Consider the following 19,206-nt stretch of genomic DNA (forward strand, 5'->3'; position numbering starts at 1 on the left):
TATTGAATCCATTTAAATTATTATAAGCCTCTTAATTTTGTAACCCGACCTCTCAAATGAACCTGACTCTGAAAAAAAGCGTGCTGTCTGGCTTACCCTTGCTCATCGCGCTGGCTGGCTGTGCTCCCTCGCACGATATTGGATCTCCTGTTAAACAGCAGGTTGCCGCATCTACGGTTTCAACAACCCTTCCTGCGGCGGTGAAAAACGGCTGGCCTCAGAGCCAATGGTGGCAGGATTACCACGATGCGCAGCTTAATAGCCTGGTGACGCGCGCCCTGGCAAATTCACCGGATATGCAAATTGCCGACCAGCGCATTAAGCTTGCAGAAGCACAGGCGCGGATGTCGAAGTCGGCGCTGGGCCCGGAAGTTGATTTTGGTGCCGACCTTGAGCGGCAAAAAATGTCGGCAGAGGGGTTGATGGGGCCGTTTGCCACCGATGCGGACGGGAACACCGGGCCGTGGTATACCAACGGAACCTTTGGCCTGACCGCCGGATGGGATCTTGATCTGTGGGGCAAAAACCGCGCTCAGGTAGAAGCGCGTATCGGCCAGGTGAAGGCGAAAATAGCCGAACGGGCGCAAACCCGCGAACTGCTGGCCAGCAGCGTATCTCGTCTTTACTGGCAGTGGCAGACCGAGGCCGCTATTCACGATGTGTTGCTGCAAATTAAGGCCGAGCAGAACAATATCGTTAACGTTGATACAGCGTTATTCCAGCACGGGATCACCGACTCCGTGGAGGGGGCTGAAAACGACATTAACGTCAGCAAAACCGAACAACAGCTGACCGATGTTGAAGGCAGCATGAAAGAGATTGAAGCGCGTTTGATGGCGCTGACCAATAGCCAGAATCAGTCGCTGAATCTGCGTAAAGCCAGTTTGCCCGCCGTGGCCAGCAAAATGCCCGCCACCTTAGGTTATGAACTGCTGGCGCGTCGTCCCGACCTGCAGGAAGCGCATTGGTACATTGAAGCCTCGCTCAGTGAAATCGACGCCGCCAAAGCCGCGTTTTACCCGGATATTAACCTGATGGCTTTCCTGCAACAGGATGCGCTGCACCTGAGCGATTTGTTCCGTCATTCAGCCCAGCAGATGGGCGTTACCGCCGGTTTAACGCTGCCTATCTTTGATAGCGGCCGTCTGAACGCCAATCTGGATATCGCCAGCGCGCAGAACAATCTTTCCATTGCCAATTACAACAAGGCGGTGGTGGATGCGGTAAATCAGGTGGCGAAAACCGCAAGCCAGGTGGAAACCTTAATGGTGAAAAACCAGCAGCAGGCGAAGGTTGAACAAAATGCGCAGCGGGTGGTGAATCTGGCGCAGCAGCGGATGAACGTGGGGATTATCCCAGGCTCTAAAGTGAGTCTCGCTAAGCTTCCGGCGTTGAACGAGCGCATCAGCGCGCTGCGTTTAAAAGGCCAGTGGCTTGACGCGAGCATTCAGCTAACCTCCGCGCTCGGCGGTGGCTATCACGTCAGCGAAAATTACCTTTAACGTCAATCGATTCCCTTTGCATTAAAGATGCAAAGGGAATATGAAAAACCAATATCTATCGAAAATAATATCACCCGCTAATATACCTCTTAAATATTTGAGTTTTAGTATTATTAAAAACAAATAACTCAATTCCATTAAAACATGTCTACGATCACGTATTGATATTTAAAGTGATGACACTTAGGTTTTTGAGCACTAATATCGCCCTCACTACAAACAATATTCTTTTATAACGAACTACATTCTATTACTTGTTCTATTTAATATTTATATATTACAGCCAGTTCCTCACTGATTTTTATTAACAAAAAAAGCAGAGGACGATTGCGTGAAAAAATTAATAACCTTTGGGATGTTGGCACTGGTCAGTGCATCTGCGAATGCGGTAACGATTGACCTGCGTCACGAATATACCGATGATTCAAAAGCTCAAAAAGACAGGGTGCTTATCTCACACCGCTTTGCCAACGGCTTTGGTTTCTCGGTAGAGGCGAAAAGCAAATCGGGTGGCGAGCACTCGGATAAAGTATTTAACGATATCGTTGATAATGGTAGTGAATATGTTCTGAGCTATCAATTCACCGCCGCACCGGGTATTACGATACAACCCGGCTTTGCCTTAGAAACCTCATCATCGAAAGCGATTTATAAACCTTATATTCGCGGCCAATACAGTTTTGTTAACGGCGTTTATATTGCCGCGCGCTATCGCTACGAATATGTTCGCGATACTTCAGAAGGTAAAGATGATGAGCATATTAACCGGGGGGATATCTGGTTGGGATATAAAACCGGGCCCTGGACGTTTGAGGGAAACTATTTGTATAAAAAGAGCGAAGACAACATTCGCTATGATAACGGTAAAGAGGACTATGAGCTGAATTTCAAAACGGCCTACAGTATCGATAAAAACTGGAAGCCGTATGCTGAAATTGGCAACGTGTCGGTGAACAGCACTGCTGACGATCGTCAGACGCGGTTCCGCGTGGGCGTGCAATATTCTTTCTAAGCAGCAGTCCCGGCGGCGCTGCGCTTGGCCGGGCTACTTTATCGTGTAGCCCGGACGAGGCATCGCCGACTCCGGGTTTACTCCTGCGGCTTTTTCGCTTCCCGGCGTTTCAACCACCAGCGCAGCGCAATCACCAGCGCCACGACCAGCACCAGCCAGATAATATGTTTCAGATGCGCATCAAGATGATGCAGCCACGGCCCAATCGCTTCACCACCTAAATAGCCCAGACCGGTAAACAGTAGCGCCCAGACAATCGCACCAGCAATATTGAGCGGCAGAAAGATTTTCGGCGGCAGGCCACTGGCACCGATGAGCAGCGGCCCAATCACGCGAAAGCCATACATAAATCGGGTTCCGATCACGAACAGATATGGGTGGCGCTTAATTAATCGCTGCGCTTTGCGAATACGCGCCTGATGACGCGAGAAGCGCTTGAGTATCCTTCCACCGAACCGCCGTCCTAACAGGTAAAGCACCTGATCGCCAATCATGCCGCCGAGCGCTACCGAAATCACCACCAGGGGAAATTTCAATAAACCCTGATGCGCTGCCACGCCGCCAAGCAGCGTGATGGTTTCGCCTTCTGCCATGCTGCCAATAATCAGTGCGGCATAGCCGTAGTGGGAAATCAGGTTATTGATATCCATGCAAACACTCACTCCTTACAACTTCAGTCTCTTAAGCATACACCCTGTTTGCGAAGGTGCAGGGGCGTCTTATTTTGGATTGTACATAAAATAATCTATTAGCGTGGATTATACTTAGGGCAACGTGGTACGAAGCCGTGATGAGGAGGCGTTATGAGCCATGTATGGGGACTCTTCTCCCACCCTGATAAAGAGATGCATGTTATTCGTAGTGAGAACGAAACGGTTTCTCACCACTTTGTCCATCATGTTCTGGTAATGGCGGCAATCCCGGTTATCTGCGCTTTTATCGGCACCACTCAGCTTGGCTGGAACTTCGGTGAGGGTTCGGTAGTCAGGCTATCGTTGATGACCGGCCTGGGGCTGGCGGTGTTGTTCTATGCGCTGATGCTGGTGGGCGTGGCGGTGATGGGGCGGGTTATCTGGTGGATGGCGCGTCACTATCCGAATCGACCTTCGCTTAAGCGCTGTATGGTGTTTGCCGGTTACGTGGCGACTCCACTCTTTTTAAGCGGAATTGTTGCCCTGTATCCCCTGGTCTGGCTTTGTGCCCTGGTCGGCACGATTGCCTTATTTTATACCGGCTACCTGCTATACGTCGGCATCCCAACCTTCCTGAATATTAACCGGGAGGAGGGTTTGAGCTTTGCCAGTTCGACGCTGGCAATTGGCGTGCTGGTACTGGAAGTTCTGCTGGCGCTCACGGTTGTGCTCTGGGGTTACGGTTACCGTCTGTTCTGACGTCTGAAATGCATTGCTGGCGTGAATTAATCTCCACCAGCAATGCAGCATTTATTCACTATTCTTTGCTGGTGGATTCTGCGCTGTCCGCGCTATGATGAGCCATTCCGCTTTTTGACCTCCCGGTCACAAGCGGTTGTCTATCATAATGTGCATAAATAACTACCAGAATACTCACCATGCAGAAATTTCGCGTTTCCCTGCTCAGCTTAGCGCTTATGCTGGCTGTGCCTTTTGCGCCTGAGGCGAGCGCCAAAACGGCCGTATCGGCCGTGGCCTCGCAGCCGGATATTGCTTCCGGTAGCGCAATGATCGTCGATCTCAACACCAATAAAGTCATTTATGCTAACCAGCCGGATCTGGTGCGTCCTATGGCCTCAATCACCAAAGTGATGACGGCGATGGTGGTGCTGGATGCGCATCTGCCGTTGGATGAAATCCTGACGGTTGATATCAGCCAAACGCCGGAGATGAAAGGGGTTTACTCCCGCGTACGCTTGAACAGCCAAATCAGCCGTAAAAATATGCTGCTGCTGGCGCTAATGTCTTCAGAAAACCGCGCGGCGGCGAGCCTGGCTCACCATTATCCGGGCGGTTATAACGCGTTTATCCGTGCGATGAATGCGAAAGCGAAAGCATTGGGCATGACCCGTACTCGTTATGTTGAGCCGACGGGGCTGTCGATTCATAACGTTTCTACCGCACGTGATTTAACCAAGCTGCTGATTGCCACCAAGCAATATCCGCTGATTGGACAGCTCAGCACCACTAAGGAAGATACCGCGACCTTCGCGCATCCGGCCTATACGCTGCCGTTCCGTAACACCAATCACCTGGTGTACCGCGATAACTGGAGCATTCAGTTGACTAAAACCGGTTTTACCAATGCGGCAGGTCACTGCCTGGTGATGCGTACAGTGATGAACAATCGTCCGGTTGCGATGGTGGTGATGGATGCGTTCGGCAAATATACCCATTTTGCCGATGCCAGTCGTCTGCGCACGTGGATTGAAACCGGCAAAGTGATGCCGGTGCCAGCGGCCGCGTTAAGCTATAAAAAGCAAAAAGAAGCCCAGGTGGAGGGCAACATTGCCAAAGCCCAGCTAAGCGGGCAGACCACCCAGGACGATTAACCCGTACATCGTAGCCCGGCGAGGCGCAGCGCCGCCGGGAAGCACCGAGCATCCCCGGGGGCGGCGTAAACGCCTTGCCCGGGCTACAAGCAAGCAACGCATCCGGTAGCCCGTCCAGGCGCAGCGCCGCCGGGAAGCACCGAGCTTTCCCGGGGGCGGCGTAAACGCCTTGCCCGGGCTACAAGCAAGCGATGAATCCGGTAGCCCGTCCAGGCGCAGCGCCGCATCCGGTAGCCCGGCCAAGCGCAGCGCCGCCGGGACGTTCACCGAAGCCTCATCAAGCGTCGTTTTTCTCACCCCAGTACTTCAACTTACTGGTTTTCCCGATCCCCGGGTTCATGCTGTTCGTCGGATCGTTTTCACGATAATGACGTTGCAGATTCTCGTCGGCCTCATACAGATGCCCCACGTTATGCTCCGCCGGATATTGCGCGCCGCGCTCGCGTAACAACACCAACATTTGCTCTTTCAACTCGTGCGGATCCACGCCTTTTTTAACGATGTAATCCTGATGGAAAACGTGACACATAAAGTGACCGTAATAGAGCTTATGTACCAGCTTATCGCTGATTTCCGGCGGTAAATGTTCGAACCATTCGGTATCGTTACGACGCAGCGCGATGTCCAGCGCCAGAATATCTTCCACCTCATCAGCATGAACGGCCTGATAACGAATGGCGGCGCCCGCCGCGGCGAAACGGTGCAGGAACGCTTTGCTGCCTTCTTCCGGCGTACAGGCGAAGAAATCGCCTTCCGCCTCTTTAAAGTACTCGCTAAGCCAGGCCTGCGCTTCATCAATACCGTCGCCGGACATCTTCAGCAGCAGGTGATGTTCATACTTATCGCGCCAGGTTTTCATTCGCTGCGGCAGGTGCGCCGGGAAGACGTGGCCAAGCTTTTGCATAAAGCGGTCGGTGAAGTGGGGCTTAAACACGGACACTTTTTCCAGCGCCGCATCGGCACGGCCTTTAAGCGTAAAGAAGAACGGCATTTTGTCGGTGCCGAGCTTATCGATCATCAGGAAAGTGTCTTTACCGTACTGTTCCGCAATATCGTAAATATCACGGTGCATATATTCACCCGCCACCGGCAGATTTTTGAATTCAGCCAGAATATGGCGGCGAATTTCGGTCAGCACGTCCGGCTGATTGGTGCCGATGTAGAACACCTGCTGGCGTTTTTCTGCCGGGAAGGTATCCAGACGCACCGCAAACACCGCCAGCTTGCCCGCGCAGCCGGATGATTCAAACAAACGCTCAGGGTCGGCGTTATAACGCGCTGGGGTATCGGCGTTGACGTCGCGCACGCGGTTAACGTAGTCATAATCATGCGCGTGGCGACCATCGTGGCGGACGTCGCTATCGGTCACGCGCTCGTCGTCGAGCTTGCTTAAAATTTGTTCCGGCGTTTCACCGAGATCAATCCCCAGATGATTCACCAAGGTCAGCTTGCCCTGTTCATTGATACGCGCAAACAGCGACATCTCGGTATAGGCCGGGCCGCGCTGCACCAACGAACCGCCGGAGTTATTACAGATCCCGCCGATAACCGACGCGCCAATACAAGACGATCCAATCACCGAATGCGGTTCGCGACCCAGCGGTTTCAGCGCTTTTTCCAGCGAATAAAGCGTAGTGCCCGGCCAGGCCAGAACCTGCTCGCCTTTGTCCAGCAGGTGCAGCTTATCCAGACGCAGGGTGCTGATAATAATGATATCGCGGTCATAATCATTGCCGCTTGGCGTCGAACCTTCGGTCAGACCGGTATTGGCGGCTTGCATCAGGATGATTTTATCCGCCGCGACGCAGGCGCTCAGTACGCGCCACAGCTCCAGCAGTGAGCCGGGAAAAACCACGGCCAGCGCGTCGCCGTGACCGGAACGAAAGCCTTTGCGATAGCGGGCGGTTTTAGCGGGGTCGGTCAGCAGGTGAGCGTGGCCAACCAGGCGGGAGAGTTCGTTTATCAACGCGTTATTATCATTTGTAGTTTGAGAAGCCATTCTCCACTCCTTGTGGTGGGACAATTTTGTCGTTTCTAAGAATAGCGCTTTGTATGATCATTTGGTGAGTGAATGTTTCTAAAAATCAGAGAATAAACCTTCGCTTTCTGTAACGTCGTCCTTTAAGTTTATGGCAAACTGCGTTTTTTCATTGACTCTCGCCGCTTGACTCGGCACGCACCTAAAGAGACTACAACAATATGAAATGGCTATTATCTGTGAGCGTCGCCGTGAGCCTGGCGCTGCAACCCGCTCTGGCGGAGGATCTGATAGGCAATCACCCGCTGACGCCGCAGGCCCGCGATGCGTTTGTGACTGAACTGCTGAAAAAGATGACCGTCGATGAAAAAATCGGCCAGTTGCGTTTGATTAGCGTCGGCCCGGATAACCCGAAAGAAGCCATTCGCGAGATGATTAAAGACAGCCAGGTGGGGGCGATTTTTAACACCGTGACCCGCCCGGATATCCGCGCCATGCAGGATCAGGCGATGTCGTTAAGCCGCCTGAAAATCCCGCTGTTTTTTGCCTACGATGTGGTTCACGGTCAGCGTACCGTTTTCCCGATTAGCTTAGGGCTGGCCTCCTCCTTTAGCCTTGACGCCGTGAAAACCGTCGGCCGCGTGTCGGCCTATGAAGCGGCGGACGATGGCCTGAACATGACCTGGGCTCCGATGGTCGACGTATCGCGCGACCCGCGCTGGGGCCGTGCATCAGAAGGCTTTGGCGAAGATACTTATTTAACCTCCATCATGGGTGAAACCATGGTGAGCGCGATGCAGGGCAAAAGTGCGGCAGACCGCTATTCGGTGATGACCAGCGTTAAACACTTCGCCGCGTACGGTGGCGTTGAAGGCGGTAAAGAGTACAACACCGTCGACATGAGCCCGCAGCGTCTGTTTAACGACTATATGCCACCGTACAAAGCCGGGCTGGACGCCGGAAGCGGGGCGGTGATGATTGGTCTGAACTCGCTCAATGGCACCCCGGCGACCTCGGACGCGTGGCTGCTCAAAGATGTGCTGCGTAACCAGTGGGGCTTTAAAGGCATCACCGTTTCCGATCATGGCGCCATCAAAGAGCTGATTAAACACGGCGTGGCCTCCGACCCTGAAGATGCGGTGCGCGTGGCGCTCAAATCCGGTATCGATATGAGTATGAGCGACGAGTACTACAGCAAGTATCTGCCGGGGCTTGTGAAATCGGGCAAGGTGACGATGGCGGAACTCGACGATGCCACGCGTCACGTGCTGAACGTCAAATACGATATGGGTCTGTTTAATGACCCGTACAGCCATTTAGGGCCAAAAGATTCAGACCCGCAGGATACTAACGCCGAAAGCCGTCTGCACCGTCAGGAAGCGCGTGAAGTGGCGCGTCAAAGCCTGGTGCTGCTGAAAAACCGTCTGGAAACATTGCCGCTTAAGAAAAACGCGACCGTTGCCGTCGTCGGCCCGCTGGCAGATAGCCAGCGTGATGTGATGGGCAGCTGGTCTGCCGCAGGCGTTGCCGGGCAGTCGGTGACGGTGCTGACGGGAATCAAAAACGTGATGGCGGGCGAAGGCAAGGTGCTGTACGCCAAAGGCGCCAACGTCACTGACGACAAAGGGATTGTCGACTTCCTGAATCAGTATGAAGAAGCGGTAAAAGTTGATCCACGTACGCCACAGGCGATGATCGACGAAGCGGTAGCCACAGCGAAGCAGTCTGACGTGGTGGTCGCGGTCGTCGGTGAAGCGCAGGGTATGGCGCACGAAGCCTCCAGCCGTACCGAGATCGCCATTCCGAAAAGCCAGCAGGACCTGATTGCCGCGCTGAAAGCCACCGGTAAACCGCTGGTGCTGGTGCTGATGAACGGTCGTCCGCTGACGCTGGTGAAAGAAGATCAGCAGGCCGACGCCATCCTGGAAACCTGGTTTGCCGGAACGGAGGGCGGTAACGCTATCGCTGACGTCCTGTTTGGTGACTACAATCCGTCGGGCAAACTGCCGATGTCCTTCCCGCGCTCCGTGGGGCAGATCCCGCAGTACTACAGCCACCTGAACACCGGTCGCCCGTATAACGCCGATAAGCCGAACAAATACACCTCGCGCTACTTTGACGAGGCCAACGGCCCGCTCTATCCATTTGGTTACGGCCTGAGCTACACCACGTTCAGCGTGTCTGATGTGAAACTGTCTGCACCGACCATGAAGGCCAACGGCAGCGTGACGGCGAGCGTGCAGGTGACCAACACCGGCAAGCGTGAAGGGGCGACGGTGATTCAGATGTACTTACAGGATGTGACCGCCTCAATGAGCCGTCCGGTTAAGCAACTGAAAGGGTTTGAGAAAGTGACGTTGAAGCCAGGCGCAACCCAGACGGTAAGCTTCCCGATTGATGTCGAGCAGCTGAAATTCTGGAATCAGCAGATGAAGTATGCGGCGGAGCCGGGCAAGTTTAATGTCTTTATCGGCGTGGATTCTGCGCGCGTGAAGCAGGGCGAGTTTGAGTTGCAGTAGGGGTTACCCTCACCCCGACCCTCTCCCTGGAAGGGAGAGGGAGTGTGCAAACCTTGGGTCTGGAAGCGTAAATGTGAACGTCCAGGCGGAAGCATTACGTTCCCTTTCCTGATGTGGAATACAGCACTTAAAACACGCACCCAACAGTTCCCGCACCTGATGTGGAATGCAGCACTTAAAACACGCACCCAACAGTTCCCTCTCCTGATGTGGAATGCAGCACTTAAAACACGCACCTAACTGTCCCCTCTCCCCCACGGGGAGAGGGCTAGGGTGAGGGGGCAACCCCCGAAACTAAACTCTCGCACCGCTTTGTGATCCCCCTCGCGATTTATCTTTCTTCCTACTCTAATCTGCGCCAGATAGCCTGATTTTTAATCGCTATTTAGCACTATCCGTGACCAGAATCACAACACACACCCCGCGCCGAACGCCGTTTTGTGCGTTTGCTCAAAACCTACCTCACCGTCCAGCAACAGGCGTGATGCCTTTCACTAATACGTAAAAAAGCCCGTCTGTGCCCCACGAGAGAATCGGTGAATCGGCGTTAAATGCGGCTATCTCAATCTCAGCAGGTAGCGATATGAAAATTTCACTGCATAACACCTCTCTTGACCGCAGCGGCAAAACGGCGCTGACCGCGCAGCTTCAGCAGCTGATTGATGAAATCGACCGGGCGGGCGGCGGTACGCTGGTGGTCTCTCCCGGCGACTGGATGACCGGTACGCTGGTACTGCCGTCGAACTTTACTCTGCATCTGGAAGCCGGGGCGCGCCTGGTGGCAAGCCCAGACGTGAAGGATTATCCGGCTGAGTTGACGCAAACCGTTGCCGAACTCTCCCGCATGGCGCTGATTTATGCGCGCAATAGCCACCACATCACCTTAAGCGGTGAAGGCTGTCTGGCGGGAGAGGCGAACGCCTGGTTTTCTGCCAGCGCCGATGCGCAGGGCTATCGTCAGCCGAAAACGCAGCGCCCTCGGATGCTGGTGCTGGAAGGCTGCCAGCAGGTACGTATTCGCGATATCACCATCAGCGACTCGCCAATGTGGACGGCACACCTGGTGAGCTGTAACCAGGTCTTTATCCACAACCTGACCATTGATAACGACCTCGCGCTGTCGAACACCGACGCGCTGGATATCGACAGCTGCCAGCATGTGCACATCAGCGACAGCTATTTCAGCGCCGCCGATGACGGTATCTGCATTAAAACCACACGCAAACCGGCGCAATTACAGCAGGCTACGCGCCATGTAGTGGTCAGCAACTGTCTTATTCGTTCGAAAAGCTGCGCCATCAAAATTGGCACCGAAACCTTCGCCGACATTAGCCACATCGCGGTACAGAACTGCTCGATTTTCGAGTCTAACCGCGGCATTGGCCTCGTTTCACGCGACGGTGGTCAGTTCAGCCAGATGCTCTTCAGCAATATTCTTTTCGACTGCCGCCATGGGCATCCATGCCACTGGGGCAAAGCCGACCCGGTATTTATCTCCGTACGCCATCGCGATCCGCACATTCAGCCGGGGCGCGTGGAGGACATTACCTTCAGCCAGCTTTCCGGGGTGAGCGAAGGGGCCATAAACCTGCACAGCGAAACGCCGGGTGATATTCGTCATGTCACCTTCAACTCGCTTTCGTTACAGCAGCTTGCGGGCTTCTCGGACGAGCAGGGCTGTTACGACATTCGCCCGCCGTGCAATCCGGCAAGCCCAACCGGCATGGGGCTGGATAACGCCTATCGCGTTAATCCGCAGACCGGTCGTGCCTGGGGCGTGGACGCCTATCCGGGGGGATTACCGGCGCTGTACGCAAACGGCGTGCAGGAGCTGACGCTTAACGACATGCGAATTCGTCGTCCTCAGCCGCTGCCGCAAGGATGGAGCGTCAACGCCATCGTGCAGGAAAACGCCGACGCCTGAGTCAATTTGATGACGGCGCGGCGTAAGCCCGCGTCGTCCTGTACTGTTCAAGGGGATGGAAAATGATAAAAAAAGAGCGGGAAATAAAACTCCACAACTACGTCTGCTACGGTCTGGCCGATGTGATTGGCTCGGGCGCATTTACGCTGGTGAGCGCCTGGCTGCTGTTCTTCCTGACCACCTTCTGCGGCCTGACGCCGATTGAAGCCGGATCGCTGTTTGCCGTGGCGCGTATCGTGGATGTGATCATGTGCCCATTGATGGGCTACATTTCTGATAACTTTCACAAAACCCGGCTCGGACGTCGTTTTGGCCGCCGCCGTTTCTTCCTGCTGCTGAGTATTCCGCTGGTGGCGGTCTATAGCCTGCTGTGGGTGCAGGGCTTCAACTACTGGATGTATCTGCTGGTCTATATCCTGTTTGAAATCGTCTATTCGATGATTTTGATCCCCTACGATACCCTGTCAGCAGAGATGACCTCGGACTTCACCAAGCGCTCTAAGCTCACCAGCGCGCGTATGTATATTGCCCAGTTCGCTGGTTTCACCGCCGCGTTCCTGCCGGGCCGCCTGCTGGCTTACTTTGGCTCTGATTCCGCCATCTCCTTCTTCTACGCGGGGGCGATTTTCACCGTGGCCTTTATGGTGGTGCTGCTGTTCGTTTACTTCGGTACGTGGGAGCGCTCGCTCGACGAGATTGAACAAAGCGAACGCAGCATCGTTTCAGAAGAGAAACCGCCGCTAATGAAGCGCCTGTTCGATATCTACTATGATTTTGTCTCTACGCTGAAAATCAAAACCTTCCGCTCACACCTCGGTATGTATCTCGGTGGCTCCGTGGGGCAGGATATCTTTAACTCAGTATTCACCTATTTCGTGGTGTTCGCGCTGGCCACGTCATCCGTTGTTGCCAGTAACCTGCTGAGCGTAATTAATGGCCTGCAATTCTTCGGCGTCGGCGTGGCAACGTGGCTGACCCTGCGTTACTCCCCATCCCGCGCCTTTGCCACTCAGGCGCTGATGGCGCTGGTGGCTTTCGCCCTGTTCGCGCTGACCTATCTGTATGGTTCAACCAGTATGGCGATGCTGTATCTGGCCGCCGGTATTGCTGGTCTGGCGCGCGGCGGCATCTACTCCATTCCATGGAACAACTACACCTTTGTGGCTGACGTGGACGAAATTCTGACCTGTAGCCGCCGCGAAGGGATCTTTGCCGGTTTTATGAGTCTGCTGCGTAAGGCTTCTCAAGCGCTCTCCATTTTCCTGGTCGGCGTGGCGCTGCAAATGTCCGGCTTTATGACCGGCCAGAGCAGCCAACCTGAGTCAGCTATCAATATGATCCTGGCCATCATGATAATCCTGCCGGTTCTTCTGACCCTGTGGGGGATCTGGTCGGCCTTCCAGTTCAAAGTGAACAGCCGTACCCACGCGATTTTGAATAACGAAGTGGCGCGCCTGAAGCAGGGCGGCAGTAAAGCGACGGTGACGGCAGAAACCAAAGAGGTTATCGAAAGCCTGACCGGGATGCCTTACGACCACTGCTGGGGAGATAACACCGTCGGCCACGTTAATCGTAGCCTGCTGAAAGCGAAGCAACACGCAGCGCAGCCATTACCTAACGCGTAGGCCTGATACACATTGCCGGATGGCGGCGTGAACGCCTTATCCGGCCTACGCTCCATGACATTTGTACAAATTTGTAGCCCGGGCGAGCGCAGCGACCCCGGGATTTCTGGAATAAGAAACATGATCGATCGGACTTTATATATTCAACAAGGGATATGGGCGCGTTTAGGCCTGCCGCGTGAACTGGCGTGGGGCTTTGTTGGCGTCTTTTTATTTATTACCGGCGCGACCATCGAGCAGAGCTGGCTGGCATCCATGCTGCAACAACGTGGACTGGATGCGGTAGACATCAGCCTGCTGTCGTCGGTCTTTGGCCTGTGCGTCGCCGCGATTTCATGGTTTTCCGGCATTGGCGCGGGGGTTCTCGGCGTACGTCGCCTGATGTGGCTTGCGACCGTGCTCTATTTTGTCGGCTCTATCCCGTTTATTTTTGTCGCTCTGCCCGACGGCAACTACCCGCTGATGATGGTCACCTATGCCATTCGCGGGATGGCCTATCCGCTGTTTGCCTACTCGTTTTTGGTATGGATTAATCAGCGTTGTGAATCGCGCATTCTGGGGCGCGCGGTTTCCTGGTTCTGGATTGCCTTTGGCGTTGGCATGACTATCGTCGGCCCGTGGTTTTCAAGCTTTATGATCCCACGGCTGGGTGAAACCACTACCTTGCTGTCCGGTTTTATTTTTGTGCTGGCAGGCTGCGGCTGCGCGCTGGTTCTTAACCGCGATAAACCGCAATGGCAGCGCGGTCTGGCGGTCGGACACGCGCTGGCGGAAGGAATTATCGTGCTGGTGCGCGAACCGAAAATGCGCCTGGCCGTCATCGTGAAAACCATCAACGACATCGGTAAATTCTCGCTGGTGATCCTGATGCCGGTCTATCTGCCGCGCTTTGGCTTTAGCATTGAAGAGTGGCTGACCATCTGGGGGCTGGTGAACGTGGTGAATATTTTCGCCAACTACTTCTTCGGCTGGCTGGGAGACACCATCGGCTGGCGTAACACGGTGGTATGGTTTGCCGGAACGCTTTGCGGGTTGTCTGCGCTGGCGGTGTGCTACGCGCCGGTGCTGTTTGGCCATAGCAGTACGGCGATGGTGGTTGCGCTGGCGATATATGCCATTGGGCTTGGCGCATTTGGCCCGCTGAGCGCGCTCATTCCGTCGCTGCTGCCGGAAAATAAAGGGGCCGCCATCTCTTGCCTGAACCTTGGCTCCGGCCTGAGCAACTTTGTCGGGCCGCTCATCGTCACTCTGTGCGTGAATCCGCTGGGCGTGGAGGGGACGTTATGGGTGATTGCGCTGCTTTATTTCGCCGCAAGTTTGCTCACCATTCCATTAAAGATGCCTGAAAACAGGTGATTGGCGAAAAATCGTCTACGCTTTTTTCTTAAGCGCTGCAAAAAGCGGGCAAAAAAGAGGAAAGCGTATGACGATTTTACGGGGATGGACCGCGCCGCTGGTGCTACTGGCGGCCTTTAGCCTGCCATTACATGCCGCTGAGCCGGTTAAAGTCGGTTCCAAAATTGATACCGAAGGCGCACTGCTGGGGAATATTATCCTCCAGGTGCTGGAAAGCCACGGCGTGAAAACCGTCAACAAAGTGCAGCTCGGGACGACACCGGTGGTGCGTGGGGCGATTACCTCCGGCGAGCTGGATATCTACCCGGAATACACCGGCAACGGCGCATTCTTCTTCAAAGCCGAAAATGACCCGGCATGGAAAAATGCTCAGGCCGGGTACGAAAAAGTCAAAAAGCTCGACGCTGACAAAAATCATCTGGTCTGGCTGACGCCAGCGCCTGCCAATAACACCTGGACTATCGCTGTACGCAAAGATATCGCGGAAAAAGAGAAACTGGCCTCGCTTGCCGACTTAAGCCGCTATCTGAAAGCGGGCGGTAGCTTCAAACTTGCCGCCTCCGCCGAATTTATCGAGCGCGCCGACGCGCTTCCGGCCTTTGAAAAAGCCTACGATTTTAAACTCAGCCAGAACCAGCTGCTGTCACTGGCAGGTGGCGATACGGCGGTCACTCTCAAAGCGGCTGCCCAGCAAACCTCCGGGGTGAACGCGGCGATGGCCTACGGCACCGATGGCCCGGTGGCGGCGCTCGGTTTGCAAACGCTGAGTGACCCGAAAGGCGTACAGCCCATTTATGCGCCAACGCCTGTTGTTCGTGAAGCGGTGCTGAAAGCCTACCCGGAACTCGACCAGTGGCTCAAACCGGTCTTTGCCAGTCTTGACGAGAAAACCCTGCAAACGCTGAACGCCAAAATTGCGGTGGAAGGACTGGATGCCAAAAGCGTAGCTGCGGGTTATCTGAAACAAAAGGGATGGGCGAAGTAGCCGGTTAAGCGTATGCCTCATTGTTATCACCGCGTGGTGGTGTTGCTGGCGCTGATGCTGCTGGCCGCCGCCGCGTTGCCCTTTGTGAATTTTGCCCCAAACCGGCTGCTCTCGGGCGACGGCCTTTGGTTATGGCAAATCTGGTCATTTCCGCCGCTGGCGTTGCTGCTGGTGCCCCTCCTGTTTGTATTACTCAGTTTTTTCCCTGGACGTCTGGCGAACCTGCTGATTTTACTGTTAGCGCAGGGCGGCTTCACGCTGCTGCTGTGGCTGAGCGGCGAGGCTGCCAATCGGCTCGCGGAAACCACTACTCCGCTGGCGCGCACCTCGCCCGGCAGTGGATTATGGCTATCGCTCTTGCTGATGCTGCTTATCGCCAGCGAAGCGATTCGACGCCTGACCCCGCATGTTCTCTGGCGCTGGCTGCTTAACGTTCAGCTGTGGCTGATTCCCTGCTGGTTATTATGGAGTGGGGCGCTGGACGGATTGTCGCTGATGAAAGAGTACGCCAACCGGCAGGAGACTTTTGATGATGCCTTGCATCAACATCTGACGCTGCTGTGGGGTACGTTGCTACCCGGGTTGCTGATTGGCGTGCCGCTGGGGCTTTGGTGCTGGCGGCATCCGGGGCGACAATCCAGCGTGTTTACGCTGCTCAATATCATCCAGACGATCCCTTCGGTGGCGCTGTTTGGCCTGCTTATCGCACCGCTCGCCGGGCTGGTGCAGCATTTCCCGTGGCTATCCACGTTAGGTGTTGCCGGTACGGGATTAACCCCTGCGCTGATAGCGCTGGTGCTTTACGCCCTGTTACCGCTGGTGCGTGGCGTGGTCGCCGGAATGCAGCAGGTTTCGCCTCAGGTTCTGGAGAGCGCCCGGGCGATGGGAATGGGGCGCGGACAGACGTTCTTCCGCGTTCAGCTGCCGCTGGCGCTGCCGGTATTGCTACGCAGCCTGCGGGTGGTGGTGGTGCAAACCGTCGGGATGGCGGTAGTCGCGGCATTGATTGGCGCAGGCGGTTTTGGCGCGTTGGTGTTCCAGGGGCTGCTGAGTAGCGCCCTGGATCTGGTCTTGCTTGGCGTGATCCCGGTGATCGCCCTGGCGGTGTTCATGGACGCGCTGTTCAGCCTTGCCGCCACGTTATTAAAAGGAGAAGCCGGTGATTGAATTCAGGCATGTCAATAAATCCTATGGTGCACACACCGCCGTTAAAGACCTTTCTTTACGGCTGGAAGAGGGCGCATTTTCGGTGTTGATTGGCACCTCCGGTTCAGGGAAATCAACCACCCTGAAGATGATTAATCGCCTGGAGGAGCCGGACAGCGGCACGATCCTTTTCGCCGGGCAGGATATTCGCGAACAGCCTCTGCTGGCGCTGCGTCGGCGCATGGGCTATGCCATTCAGTCGATAGGTCTGTTTCCCCACTGGACGGTGGCGCAAAACATTGCCACCGTGCCGCAGTTGTTGAAATGGCCGAAGGCGAAAGTGAATGCGCGCATTGATGAGCTCATGGCGCTGCTGGGGCTGGAGCCCGTGTTACGGGCGCGTTATCCGCACCAGCTCTCCGGCGGTCAGCAGCAGCGTGTGGGTGTTGCACGGGCGCTGGCGGCCGACCCTGAAGTGTTGTTGATGGATGAGCCCTTTGGCGCGCTCGACCCGGTAACCCGCAGCGCCTTGCAGCAGGAGATGCGGCGTATCCATCAATTGCTCGGGCGAACGATTGTCCTGGTCACCCACGATATCGACGAAGCCCTGCGGCTAGCCGATAACCTGATTTTGATGGACGGTGGCGAAGTGGTGCAGCAGGGAACGCCGCTGGAAATGCTGAGCGCGCCGGGCAGTGAATTTGTCCGTACTTTCTTTGGTCGCAGTGAACTGGGTGTCCGCTTGCTGTCATTGCGCCAGGTGGCTGACTACGCCCGTCCCGGCGAGCAAGCGCAAGGCTCCCCGCTAAGCGCCAATCTTTCGCTGCGCGACGCGCTTTCGGGCTTTATGGCACAGCGGCGGACGGTGCTACCGGTGGTGGACGACGCAGGTGCGCCGTGTGGAGCACTACATTTTGCCGATTTGCTGCGCGAGGAACCAAACGATGCGCGTGCTTCGTGATCCGCTTGTCTGGCTGCTGGTGCTGTTTGTCGCCCTGTTAATAGCGCTGCCGTACAGCGAGCCGCTGTTTCACGCGCTGTTTCCCGAACAGCCGCGCCCGCTTTATCAGCAGGCCGGGTTTGCTTCTCTGACGCTGGCACATGCCGAGCTGGTGGGGATCTCAAGCCTTGTCGCTATTATCGTCGGCGTTAGCGCCGGTGTTATCGTTACCCGTCCGGCGGGGCGAGAGTTTCGTCCGCTGGTCGAAACGCTGGCGGCAATGGGGCAGACCTTCCCGCCGGTGGCGGTGCTGGCAATGGCGGTGCCGGTGATGGGGTTTGGGGAAAAGCCTGCGATTATCGCCCTGATTCTTTACGGTATTCTTCCGGTGTTACAGGGTTCGCTCGCCGGGCTGGCGGCGGTGCCTGGGGCCGCGCTTAGCGTGGCGGAAGGGATGGGCATGACGAGCTGGCAGAGGCTGTGGAAAGTGGAATTGCCGCTCGCAGCACCGGTGATTGTGGCGGGCATTCGGACGTCGGTCATTGTCAATATCGGCACGGCGACCATTGCTTCCACGGTTGGCGCCAATACGCTGGGCACGCCTATCATCATCGGACTGAGCGGATTTAACACGGCCTATGTCGTGCAGGGGGCAATACTGGTGGCGCTGGCGGCAATTATTGTCGACCGCGCCTTTGAGCGCTTAAACCAGCGCCTCAGCCGACACCGCCACGCACAATAAATGAATATCCTGCGAGCATCACGCCGCCGATGCCGCTGATGGCCATAAAGGCGAACAGCACGATCGCCGCGAGTTTAGTTGACTTCATGGTGTACTCCTTTTGTTAACCAAAAGATTATACCGCGAAGCTGTTGTGTTAACGAACGATTAATTGGCCGGAAGTGCGAAGGCGATGCCGTCCTCCTGCCAGCGGCTAAGCTGATGTTGCTGTAAGGCACTGGGAGCCGAGCCGCACCACACCAGTAGCGTTTGGCCCGGGAAGTGCTCGGGCTGCACGTGGGCCAGCGAATGTGCCAACACATCGACACGCCAGCCTTGCTCGCAGGCAACCCAGCCTTCCAGCCATAAACGCGTCAGGTCAGTGATGTTCCAGCCGACGACTAAAGCGTGGGGCCCTGATTTACGCCGGGCAGCGGCGAGGCTTAACGCGATATCGTTTATCAACACGCCGTCAAGCAGGCCCAGCAGGGTGTGCAGCGGTAGCTGCAGACTTTGCAAGCGCAGGCGCAGCGGCGTAAAAAGGTTATCGACAAGCTCCCGGGCGCTGTAGTCGTGGCGCAGCGCTTTCACCCAATGCCGAAGATGATTCAGATTGCCGTTACGCAAATCGCGCAGCGCCAGCTCCTGCTGCTCCCGCCAGCCATCGGCCTGTTCACTGAGCAGAGATTTCACTTTACTGACCTGCACGCCGGTTTCGATCCAGCGCTGAATTTCACGAATACGATCGATATCCGCATCGTTAAACAATCGGTGACCGCCGTCTGTCCGCTGCGGTTTGATCAACGCATATCTTCGCTGCCAGGCGCGTAGCGTGACGGGATTGATATCGCACAGCTGTGCCACTTCACCAATTGTGTATAGCGCCATCTTTCCTCCGGCATGCGTTTCCCCATTAAACTTTAGACCGGGTTGGCGTGGTGATTATTTTTTATCCAATTCTTTTCATGATCGAA

16 protein-coding genes are annotated in these 19,206 nt (G+C 55.5%); 12 read left to right on the forward strand and 4 right to left on the reverse strand.

Annotation, left to right across the window (positions count from 1 at the left end; genetic code table 11):
• Positions 1 to 56: 56 nt before the first annotated feature.
• Complete coding sequence (mdtQ, locus tag ACIPDS_RS09630) at positions 57 to 1,502, forward strand: multidrug resistance outer membrane protein MdtQ (RefSeq protein WP_400734973.1); 1,446 nt, start codon at positions 57 to 59, stop codon at positions 1,500 to 1,502.
• Between the two features lie 355 nt (positions 1,503 to 1,857).
• Positions 1,858 to 2,514 carry an oligogalacturonate-specific porin KdgM family protein gene (locus tag ACIPDS_RS09635; protein ID WP_400735576.1) on the forward strand — a complete coding sequence of 219 codons (657 nt, stop codon included), beginning with the start codon at positions 1,858 to 1,860 and terminating at the stop codon, positions 2,512 to 2,514.
• Between the two features lie 77 nt (positions 2,515 to 2,591).
• On the opposite strand, the gene ACIPDS_RS09640 is transcribed toward ACIPDS_RS09635, so the two are convergent.
• Positions 2,592 to 3,164 carry a DedA family protein gene (locus ACIPDS_RS09640; protein ID WP_166513353.1) on the reverse strand — a complete coding sequence of 191 codons (573 nt, stop codon included), beginning with the start codon at positions 3,162 to 3,164 and terminating at the stop codon, positions 2,592 to 2,594.
• Positions 3,165 to 3,317: 153 nt separating this feature from the next.
• Here ACIPDS_RS09640 and ACIPDS_RS09645 point away from each other — a divergent pair, with 153 nt between their 5' ends.
• Both ACIPDS_RS09645 and pbpG read left to right on the forward strand, forming a co-directional pair.
• Positions 3,318 to 3,905, forward strand: a complete 588-nt coding sequence (locus ACIPDS_RS09645; RefSeq protein ID WP_166513354.1) for a YIP1 family protein — start codon at positions 3,318 to 3,320, stop codon at positions 3,903 to 3,905.
• Between the two features lie 179 nt (positions 3,906 to 4,084).
• Positions 4,085 to 5,038 carry a D-alanyl-D-alanine endopeptidase gene (pbpG, locus tag ACIPDS_RS09650; protein WP_166513355.1) on the forward strand — a complete coding sequence of 318 codons (954 nt, stop codon included), beginning with the start codon at positions 4,085 to 4,087 and terminating at the stop codon, positions 5,036 to 5,038.
• A 277-nt stretch (positions 5,039 to 5,315) separates the two neighbouring features.
• Here the strand turns inward: pbpG and dld are convergent, their stop codons facing one another.
• Positions 5,316 to 7,037 carry a D-lactate dehydrogenase gene (gene dld, locus ACIPDS_RS09655; RefSeq protein WP_400734976.1) on the reverse strand — a complete coding sequence of 574 codons (1,722 nt, stop codon included), beginning with the start codon at positions 7,035 to 7,037 and terminating at the stop codon, positions 5,316 to 5,318.
• A 200-nt stretch (positions 7,038 to 7,237) separates the two neighbouring features.
• Here dld and bglX point away from each other — a divergent pair, with 200 nt between their 5' ends.
• The 8 genes from bglX (at position 7,238) to ACIPDS_RS09695 (ending at position 18,253) form a co-directional block, all read left to right on the forward strand.
• The gene (gene bglX / locus ACIPDS_RS09660) at positions 7,238 to 9,535 is read left to right on the forward strand and encodes a beta-glucosidase BglX (protein WP_400734978.1); all 2,298 of its coding nucleotides are present in this window, start codon (positions 7,238 to 7,240) and stop codon (positions 9,533 to 9,535) included.
• 583 nt (positions 9,536 to 10,118) lie between these two features.
• On the forward strand, positions 10,119 to 11,459 hold the full coding sequence (locus tag ACIPDS_RS09665; protein WP_400734980.1) for a glycoside hydrolase family 28 protein: 1,341 nt from the start codon (positions 10,119 to 10,121) through the stop codon (positions 11,457 to 11,459).
• A gap of 62 nt (positions 11,460 to 11,521) precedes the next feature.
• Positions 11,522 to 13,084 (forward strand): MFS transporter, encoded by a 1,563-nt coding sequence (locus ACIPDS_RS09670; protein WP_400734982.1) that lies wholly within the window; start codon positions 11,522 to 11,524, stop codon positions 13,082 to 13,084.
• A 120-nt stretch (positions 13,085 to 13,204) separates the two neighbouring features.
• A complete protein-coding gene (locus tag ACIPDS_RS09675; protein ID WP_400734984.1) occupies positions 13,205 to 14,440 on the forward strand; it encodes an MFS transporter in 1,236 nt (411 codons plus the stop codon).
• A 67-nt stretch (positions 14,441 to 14,507) separates the two neighbouring features.
• On the forward strand, positions 14,508 to 15,425 hold the full coding sequence (locus ACIPDS_RS09680) for an ABC transporter substrate-binding protein (protein WP_400734986.1): 918 nt from the start codon (positions 14,508 to 14,510) through the stop codon (positions 15,423 to 15,425).
• Between the two features lie 12 nt (positions 15,426 to 15,437).
• Positions 15,438 to 16,592, forward strand: coding sequence for an ABC transporter permease (locus tag ACIPDS_RS09685; RefSeq protein WP_400734988.1), 1,155 nt, complete (start codon positions 15,438 to 15,440; stop codon positions 16,590 to 16,592).
• Positions 16,585 to 17,532, forward strand: a complete 948-nt coding sequence (locus tag ACIPDS_RS09690; RefSeq protein WP_400734990.1) for an ABC transporter ATP-binding protein — start codon at positions 16,585 to 16,587, stop codon at positions 17,530 to 17,532. Before ACIPDS_RS09685 ends, ACIPDS_RS09690 begins: the two co-directional genes overlap by 8 nt.
• Positions 17,516 to 18,253: an ABC transporter permease gene (locus ACIPDS_RS09695; RefSeq protein ID WP_400734992.1), complete on the forward strand. Its 738-nt coding sequence runs from the start codon at positions 17,516 to 17,518 to the stop codon at positions 18,251 to 18,253. The genes ACIPDS_RS09690 and ACIPDS_RS09695 overlap by 17 nt, the downstream gene beginning before the upstream one ends.
• Here the strand turns inward: ACIPDS_RS09695 and ACIPDS_RS09700 are convergent.
• Both ACIPDS_RS09700 and ACIPDS_RS09705 read right to left on the reverse strand, forming a co-directional pair.
• Complete coding sequence (locus ACIPDS_RS09700; protein WP_073971239.1) at positions 18,228 to 18,341, reverse strand: protein YohO; 114 nt, start codon at positions 18,339 to 18,341, stop codon at positions 18,228 to 18,230. The two genes, ACIPDS_RS09695 and ACIPDS_RS09700, sit on opposite strands and share 26 nt — an antisense overlap.
• 59 nt (positions 18,342 to 18,400) lie before the next feature.
• Entirely contained in the window at positions 18,401 to 19,120 is a 720-nt protein-coding gene (locus ACIPDS_RS09705; protein ID WP_400734995.1) for a MerR family transcriptional regulator, read from the reverse strand.
• Positions 19,121 to 19,206: the final 86 nt, after the last annotated feature.

It is taken from the genome of Kluyvera sp. NPDC087067 (assembly GCF_044745165.1).
Classification (GTDB): Bacteria; Pseudomonadota; Gammaproteobacteria; order Enterobacterales; family Enterobacteriaceae; genus Kluyvera.